Source organism: Desulfococcus sp. (assembly GCF_050178255.1).
Classification (GTDB): Bacteria; Desulfobacterota; Desulfobacteria; order Desulfobacterales; family Desulfococcaceae; genus Desulfococcus; species Desulfococcus multivorans.
Map to the genome: position 1 here is coordinate 1 of NZ_JBFXGG010000068.1, position 7,183 is coordinate 7,183.

Below are 7,183 nucleotides of genomic sequence, written 5' to 3' on the forward strand. Positions count from 1 at the left end.
GTCAAGGGTTTGAAATCTATGGGTTATTCATTCGAAATTGGGCGTTTTTGGGGCTTAAACGGGTGTTTTTGGGGTCAAAAATGACGGTTTAAGCGGTTCGGGGGTGTTGGGGGTGTCGATTTTTTCCTTAGACGGGTGTTTTTGACCCTGAAAATGAGCGTCTAAGGCGATATTCGGGCGGTTTTTGGGATGTATTGGTTGTGATTTCGGGCGATTGTCTTGGCCCGACCCCGGTTGACGCCCGATTGACCGATTGCCTATGGAAATTCGTCTCAGGTCTTCGAAATGGTCTGAAAGACCAGGGTGCATTCCTTGTTGTTGTCGAACAGATAATCAATACCGCTGGTGATCACGATTTCCATCTGGCTGTCGATGCGCAGGTAGCGATCATGGTGACGTTGATAGACATTGTCGCGGGTTCTCCTGATTTTCCATTGACTACATTGCCTTTTAATACCGGATAGAATGTTTTGGTCCAACTGATGTACATATTCGATCGTCAGTTGCTTTTGCGGAAAAACATCCAATATGCTTTGGGCGGTGCCCCAATTGTTTTTCAGGTATCGGTCGCAGATGATCACGTTTTTCGCATCTTCGAGAAGTGCCTGGATGTATTGCAGGGCTTTCTCCCGTGATTCACCCGGTCTGCAGGTTATGGTATAGTTGTTCCGCAGCAGGTCGCCATGAATGTTTACGTATGGGAACAGATCGTCTTCCATGGCTATAGAGAACTGCATCAGCTGATTTCCAGGAGTTCCGCCAGTGTTGAATCGAAAAAACCGGTTGGAAACGGCTTTTCTTTCCGGTCGTTGTCACAGAAGTGGCCGCGTTCGTTGATGAACAGCGTTTCAAAGGGATCCCGGACACCGGGTTTGTAATGGATGATCACATCGGCCGGAGATATTTGTTTTTTATATGTCTCGTAACGTATCCGGTTGATGAGGTGCTCGCAGTGGGTTTCGGCGAGGATCTGAACCCCTCTCGATGCAATATAGGCAAACAGTCCGCCTAACCTTGACTGGGCGCCCGGGTGAAGGTGGATTTCCGGGTTTTCGATCAACAGCAGGTCGCCGGGTTGGGCCGTCAGGCACATGACGAGCAATTTCAGCAGAAAGCTGTTACCGGCACCGGTATTGAAGGGCGAAATGCTCTCGATGCCCTCGGTGTGAAAGGTTGTCTTGACGCTTGCGGCGGTGATTTTTTCCGTCCGGGCTTCCGTTTCCACGCCGATGATGTAAGAAAGCCACCAGGCCAGTTGGGCCTTGAGGGTGTTGGCATGGGCTTCGGGCCGGATGAGATCCGCATGAACCGGCTTGTCCTTGCGTTGTTCCAGAAAGCCCACGGCATATTGGCCGTGCTGCCCGATACGCATCTCCTGGTTCAGCTCGGAGATTTCCTCGGGGCCGGAACGGCCGGCCGATAGATAGAAGAGAGATTCTTCGTATGCCGGTAACACCATTTTCGGCGTCCGTGTCTTTTTGGCTTCCGACCGATTCAGGATGAACGTGCACCGGCCGGCGTCGGCATCGATGTCAATGCGTATCTCTTTGGCATTGGAATAGCGGCAATACACCTCCTCAAACTGGGCATAGGGTTTTACCACCTCTTTGAGGTAGGGTTGACGCTGTTGCTTGAAGGCTGAAAAGGAAAGGAGCATGGCCTGGAGCACCGTCGATTTGCCCGATGCATTGGGACCGACCAGCAGCGTCAGGGGCGCCAGGGCCGGCTCGCATCGATCCAGACATTTGTAGCCGGTGATACTGATACGCGTCAGCATTCAAGCCTCCCGGAAAGCCGTTCGACTTCGCCGAAGCGATAATCTACCGAACTGCGGCTGTCCACCTTGCTGCTGAAATAACCGCTTTGATCAAAGGATTTTTTCAAATCGTCAAGCTCGGCTTGAAGCTTTTCGGCGTCGCAGGCTTCGGTGGCCGTTACGGCGAAAAAATAGGTGAGCACTTCAAACAGCGCCATATTGACGGGCCGCCGGTTGACATTCGTGGGCGCGAACCGGAAGCCGTCAGGACCCAGGACGGCATGACTTCGTTGCATGGCCGTGAGAAAAACATTTTTCAATGTATCGACTTCACTTTTTTGCATCCTGTTGATGCGTTTCATGGTTTCGGCGAGCAAGTCGTCGATATCACTTTTGTATTTGAAGTCTAATTTACGGGTCTTCAGCAGATAGAAGGCAAGAAAGCGTAAAATGACGTAGCGGTCACGCATGCGAGTGGGCTTGATGCCGTTTCCGGTGGCCTTCTTGAAGCGCTTCGATTTGCTCAACGCTTCCAACAGGTCGGTGGCCTGGCCGATATAGAGCGCATTGCGCATTTCCTGGTTGTTGAGTCGGGTGCCACCCCGGTTTACCCGGTCGAAGATATCGTATTTGACCCTTTCGGGTGTGGGGGGTTCGATAACATACACCGAAATCTGGTAACGTTCGACCTTGCTTCTGTAAATCGGCTCCAGGTCCTGGAATTTTTTGCCGTTGAATGCCGGCAGCATCTTGAGATTGGCCAGACTGAACTCGTTGTTCATGAAAGCGATGATGGTGCTGATCCGTTGACGCCCGTCGACCAACTGCTTTTTGCCGTTTTCGTCTTCAAACACATAGATCACGGGTATGGGAATCCCCATCAGGATGCTTTCGACCAGCTCGCGTTTCTGCTCCGGTTTCCAGACCAAACCTCTCTGGAACGGCGGGGCGACGACAAGCTCCCTGGTCTCCTCGGCCATCCGCTTGATTTCAAAGGCGCTGTATTGATCGCGACTGATTTTGACCACCGCATCAGGATAGACTTCCCCGGAATCCGGTTCGAGACCTTCTTCGGCTTCGAGCATGTCTTTATCTGCGGGGGTGGATGGGGGCATGAATGTTTTTTGGCGGTTATGAGGTTATCAGTGATTAGTGGCTATGTGTTTATCGTTTCAGGGTTTTAGAGTTTCAGGGGGCTTTCGGGTAATGGCGGCGGAGATGTGTTTGGGGTCGCTCGTCGTGAGTTTTCGGAGCAAATGTGTTTCCGCGGCGATATCAACCTGGATTCGAAATTGAGCTGCAACGTCCTTTGGGATGTGGATAAACCGAGTAGATTCCGATGTGAATTCCCGCGCATTACCCGCTGCCGGCTCGGATACGATGGAAACGGCAGCCCCCCTGAAACCTTAAAACCCTGAAACTTTAAAACCTTGACGCCCTGCCTCTCGAGACAGCTCCGCCTTCTGAATTACATCCCCAATCAGTTTATAAGTAGCTGAAATACTAACTTATTTGTTTGAGACGCCCAGTGTCGCCACTTCTTTTTCGAGTTGGGCGATCTCGTGTTTCAGGAGCTCGTATTCCCGCATCTTCCGGCCCAGGAAGTTGACCGTGAGGCGGATGCGCTCCCGGATCCCCTTGGGGGTGAGGGTGTAGGCGTAAGCCGCCTTGTTGTTGCTGTTCTTGAAGCGCTGGATGCGGATGTAGCCTTTTTCCACGAGGCCGGCGAGGCAGTAGTTGGTCTTGCCCAGGCTGATGCCCAGGCGGCGGGCCATCTCCCGCTGGGTGATCTCGTGGTCGGCGGATTCCAGGATCCTGAGGATCCGCATCCGTATGTCTTGTTCAGCTTTGTTCATCGGGTGAACTTAATGGCATCAATGCGGGCGGGTGTCAAGAAAAAATTATAAAAAAAGTTGTAGGCGATTGAAGGGTGTGGGGTCGGGCCAAGCCAAGTAATTGTAATTAAAAGATAATTATTCTAAAAATCAGGATTTTTTGGGCTTAAACGGCTGTTTTTGGGGTCAAAAATGACGGTTTAAGCGGTTCGGGCGGCATCGGGGGCGTCGATTTTTTCTTAGACGGGCGTTTTTGACCCCGAAAATGGGCTTCTAAGGCGATATTCGGGCGGTTTATGGCATGTATTTGATGTGATTCCAGGTAATTGGTTTGGCCCGACCCCAATTGCCGTCGCGAACGTCCCTCTCACCCATAAAGAATTGTTCCCCTGATTTTTTCTCTTACTGCCGGTTTCAGGGCATGCTCGAATCCGAGGTCTACTTTTCGTTCCAGTTGGTGTTCCAGGAACCTTTTCAGACGAAGAAAATTGTGGATGTTTTTTTTGTCCTTTTCAAATTCCACGACCATATCGATATCGCTTGAATCCATCTGCCGGTCCTGTGCGAAGCTTCCGAAAATTCCGATACGGGTGACGCCGAACGTCTCCTGGAAAAAGTGCTTGTTCTCTTTCAAATAGCGCAGCACGTCTTCTTTTGATGACATCGGGGCTTTTGAACGGGCTTTTTTGAGAGGTTCCATGGCGTTTCTTTCGAGGACTTTACGATCAAAATAGCCTTCTTTCTGTTTCTAATCAACCGCAAAGGTAAATTTCGTGAAGAAAGCGGATATCCCAGTATCCACTCACACCCAATTGACCCCAATTGCAAAATTTCTTGAGCGGGCGGTAAACATATGGTCTATATATTTGGGAAAGAGGGAGAGTTACCCGCTTTTTCGTGATTGAACTCATGCCGTCGAAAGGACAAGCAGATGAGCTATAGCGCGAATGAAAAGATCCTGCGTCGGATTGCCGCTGTACGTTCGGAACTGAGTGAGCAATTCACCGTGACGCGAATCGGCGTTTTCGGGTCATGCGCCAGGGGTGAAGACAGGCCAGACAGCGATGTCGATGTCATCGTGGAACTGGCTGAACCGACCTTTGATCACTATATGGATCTTAAATTCAGGCTGGAGGAACTTCTGGGGCGCCCGGTGGATCTGGTCATGGCGGAAACCCTGAAACCCCGGCTCAAGCCGATCATCGAAAAAGAGGTGGTTTATGCATAGAGATCCCCGCCTCTATCGTATGGGGTCGGGCCAAGACAAGTGTCTAAAATTCATAAATTATTGATCCAAAATCAGGCGTTTTTCGGGCTTAAACGGCTGTTTTCGGGGTCAAAAATGACGGTTTAAGCGGTTCGGGCGGCATCGGGGTCGACGATTTTTTCTTAAACCGGTGTTTTTGACCCCGAAAATGGGCTTCTAAGGCGATATTCGGGCGATTTATGGCATGTATTTGATGTGATTCCGGAGGATTGTCTTGGCCCGACCCCAATTGCATTTTCGATTCCAGAAACCTGGATTTGCCGCAGGCAAAGGCGCATAGTGCGGTCGGGGCGTGATCGTTATGAAATCGGTGGGTTGTCGTGCCGCTTCCCCCGCAGCCCGCAAACCTTCCCGCAAAGCAGGCACAAACCACCCGCAAAGCAGGCACAAACCTGCCGCAACTAACAAGAATAAAGAGAAGGGAAGAAGGATCAGAAGGGGAGACAGCTATAGGGGCCGCCCTACGATTCCTTTTTCCGCTTGACCGTGTGCTTGAACTTGAGGACGGCGAAGTTGAGTTCGATGGAGGTTTCGGTGTCGGTGGTGTGGAGGTCGTCGTCCAGGAGCTCGGCGATGAGTTCACCGCTCTGCTGCATCAGGCTTTCCTGACGGTCCTTGTCGTCGGTGGCGGCGAGGGTCCGGATGTTGCGGCTGAGTTCCCGCAGCTTGGAAAAGGTCTCGATGATCGAGAGCGTGGCCCGGACCGCCTGGGGGCTCTTGAGGATGGTGGCCAGCATGTAGAGGCCCTTTTCAGGGAACGCCTTGGGGGGCTTGACCTTTCCGCCCCTTTTTGAAGTCGAAAATTTCGACTTCAAAGCGGCCCACTCCGCCTTGCTCAGCTGCAGGACGTATCCGGCCGGAAACTTGTCGGGGTTGTTCCGGACCGCCTCGTTGACGCGTTTGGTCTCGACGCCGTAGATCTCGGCGACGTCGGCATCCAGCAACACCTGCAGGCCCCGGATCTCGATGATGCGGTCCTGCAGGCTCTCCGGTTTCATCATGTCGCTCATATCGAATCATCCTCCGGGGCGGGGCGGGGTAGACGTGTGTGAAAATAACGGCAGAGTCGGACCGTTGTCAAGCGGATTGGGGGGAAACGGATGTGTGTGATTGTTTGTAAAGTGAACGGCATTTTTTTTCTTTTTTTTGTTTTCTTTTTACACTTTTTTCGGTATTTGAAATATAGATAAATGGTATAACTAAAATTATAAGATAGGCAGCTGCCGGGAAAGAGGAGGGCCCGGGGCGTGCCTCAGGCGCGATCATGAACGCGCGCATCGCGGGCGGCGCGACGTTCCGGGGTCGCTTGTTCCATCGGCTGAAACCCCTCCGGCCCGGTCGGGCGCCGGGGGCGCACCCGCCCACCCACCACCCATACATTGAGGATGATTCATGCGACTGCACATACCGACAGAATTCGAGAAATGGTTCGATCGGAAATTTTGTAAGGACATCTATTCGCCAAAGGAGATCTTCGAAACCCTGGAACTGGGCAAGGACCACGTTTATCGATCCATCTCCTATGGCAAACTCGATGCCATCAAGCTCGGGGGCCGCCTGCTGATCCCCAGGCCGGCAATCCGGGAATGGCTGTTGGCGGAGTATCCGCGGGATGGGGGAAGGGTTGAATGATCGATAATTGAGCTCCCCAAGGATTGAGCCCCCCAGGGGCTGGGGCGAGGGGCCGCGCTCCTCGCCGCGTTCACGCCGCCGCGAATTTTTTTCTCAAAAGTCCCTCCTTTCGCAACCCATTACAAAATTTATGCTACGTAGGGGTCGGGCCAAGTCAAGTGTCCGAAATCCATAAGTTATTCATCCAAAAACAGGCGTTTTCAGGGCTTAAACGGCTGTTTTCGGGTGCAAAAACGCCGGTTTAAGCCGTTCGGGCGGCATCGGGGTCGACGGATTTTCCCTTAGACCGGCGTTTTTGACCCCAAAAATGCGCTTCTAAGGCGATATTCGGGCTTTTTATGGCATGTATCCGAAGTGATTCCGGGAGATTTGCTTGGCCCGACCCCAACTGAAGAAAGGAGGCCTTTTCATGAGAGACGACAGTGATTTCGCTCCCCTGACCCCGACATGGTTCCCCCCGTGGTTTGACGAAACCTTTTCGCGGGAGGTCTACTCCCCCCGGGAGCTGCCGGGCATCCTGGAGCTGAGCAAGAGCGCGGTATACAGGGCACTCAAGACCGGCGATCTCGACGCGTTCCGGGTCGGCAAGCGATGGGCCGTCCCCAAGCCGGCGATCCGGGAGTGGCTTCTGGACGCGTACACCCTCAACAATTGAAAGGCACCTTCGGGAGGCTGAAGGCTGAAGACTGAAGG

Annotated in this window: 9 protein-coding genes; 3 read left to right on the forward strand and 6 right to left on the reverse strand. The window is 52.6% G+C overall.

All coding sequences use genetic code 11. The annotated features are described in order from the left end of the window. Nucleotides 1–272: 272 nt before the first annotated feature. The 5 genes from AB7S84_RS12220 to AB7S84_RS12240 form a co-directional block, all read right to left on the reverse strand. Nucleotides 273–737, reverse strand: a complete 465-nt coding sequence (locus AB7S84_RS12220; protein WP_428154717.1) for a hypothetical protein — start codon at nt 735–737, stop codon at nt 273–275. After that, on the reverse strand, nt 737–1,777 hold the full coding sequence (locus tag AB7S84_RS12225; protein WP_020878574.1) for an AAA family ATPase: 1,041 nt from the start codon (nt 1,775–1,777) through the stop codon (nt 737–739). The genes AB7S84_RS12220 and AB7S84_RS12225 overlap by 1 nt, the downstream gene beginning before the upstream one ends. Then, on the reverse strand, nt 1,771–2,871 hold the full coding sequence (locus AB7S84_RS12230; protein WP_428154720.1) for a DUF262 domain-containing protein: 1,101 nt from the start codon (nt 2,869–2,871) through the stop codon (nt 1,771–1,773). Before AB7S84_RS12230 ends, AB7S84_RS12225 begins: the two co-directional genes overlap by 7 nt. A gap of 393 nt (nt 2,872–3,264) precedes the next feature. Next, entirely contained in the window at nt 3,265–3,612 is a 348-nt protein-coding gene (locus AB7S84_RS12235; RefSeq protein ID WP_040416676.1) for a MarR family EPS-associated transcriptional regulator, read from the reverse strand. Nucleotides 3,613–3,958: 346 nt separating this feature from the next. Next, the gene (locus AB7S84_RS12240) at nt 3,959–4,291 is read right to left on the reverse strand and encodes a nucleotidyltransferase family protein (protein ID WP_428154722.1); all 333 of its coding nucleotides are present in this window, start codon (nt 4,289–4,291) and stop codon (nt 3,959–3,961) included. Between the two features lie 231 nt (nt 4,292–4,522). Between AB7S84_RS12240 and AB7S84_RS12245 the strand changes: the two genes are divergently transcribed. Further along, the gene (locus AB7S84_RS12245) at nt 4,523–4,819 is read left to right on the forward strand and encodes a nucleotidyltransferase family protein (RefSeq protein ID WP_428154724.1); all 297 of its coding nucleotides are present in this window, start codon (nt 4,523–4,525) and stop codon (nt 4,817–4,819) included. A gap of 500 nt (nt 4,820–5,319) precedes the next feature. Here the strand turns inward: AB7S84_RS12245 and AB7S84_RS12250 are convergent, their stop codons facing one another. Further along, nucleotides 5,320–5,868 (reverse strand): ORF6N domain-containing protein, encoded by a 549-nt coding sequence (locus AB7S84_RS12250; protein WP_428154726.1) that lies wholly within the window; start codon nt 5,866–5,868, stop codon nt 5,320–5,322. Between the two features lie 382 nt (nt 5,869–6,250). Here AB7S84_RS12250 and AB7S84_RS12255 point away from each other — a divergent pair, with 382 nt between their 5' ends. Both AB7S84_RS12255 and AB7S84_RS12260 read left to right on the forward strand, forming a co-directional pair. Beyond that, entirely contained in the window at nt 6,251–6,490 is a 240-nt protein-coding gene (locus AB7S84_RS12255; protein ID WP_020878580.1) for an excisionase family DNA-binding protein, read from the forward strand. Between the two features lie 409 nt (nt 6,491–6,899). After that, nucleotides 6,900–7,145: a helix-turn-helix domain-containing protein gene (locus AB7S84_RS12260; RefSeq protein ID WP_020878581.1), complete on the forward strand. Its 246-nt coding sequence runs from the start codon at nt 6,900–6,902 to the stop codon at nt 7,143–7,145. Nucleotides 7,146–7,183: the final 38 nt, after the last annotated feature.

What these genes read in the sequence shown, in the direction of transcription:
- AB7S84_RS12220 (WP_428154717.1), bottom strand. Translation starts at nt 737, where the DNA reads ATGCAGTTCTCTATAGCCATGGAAGACGATCTGTTCCCATACGTAAAC.
- AB7S84_RS12225 (WP_020878574.1), bottom strand. Translation starts at nt 1,777, where the DNA reads ATGCTGACGCGTATCAGTATCACCGGCTACAAATGTCTGGATCGATGC.
- AB7S84_RS12230 (WP_428154720.1), bottom strand. Translation starts at nt 2,871, where the DNA reads ATGCCCCCATCCACCCCCGCAGATAAAGACATGCTCGAAGCCGAAGAA.
- AB7S84_RS12235 (WP_040416676.1), bottom strand. Translation starts at nt 3,612, where the DNA reads ATGAACAAAGCTGAACAAGACATACGGATGCGGATCCTCAGGATCCTG.
- AB7S84_RS12240 (WP_428154722.1), bottom strand. Translation starts at nt 4,291, where the DNA reads ATGGAACCTCTCAAAAAAGCCCGTTCAAAAGCCCCGATGTCATCAAAA.
- AB7S84_RS12245 (WP_428154724.1), top strand. Translation starts at nt 4,523, where the DNA reads ATGAGCTATAGCGCGAATGAAAAGATCCTGCGTCGGATTGCCGCTGTA.
- AB7S84_RS12250 (WP_428154726.1), bottom strand. Translation starts at nt 5,868, where the DNA reads ATGAGCGACATGATGAAACCGGAGAGCCTGCAGGACCGCATCATCGAG.
- AB7S84_RS12255 (WP_020878580.1), top strand. Translation starts at nt 6,251, where the DNA reads ATGCGACTGCACATACCGACAGAATTCGAGAAATGGTTCGATCGGAAA.
- AB7S84_RS12260 (WP_020878581.1), top strand. Translation starts at nt 6,900, where the DNA reads ATGAGAGACGACAGTGATTTCGCTCCCCTGACCCCGACATGGTTCCCC.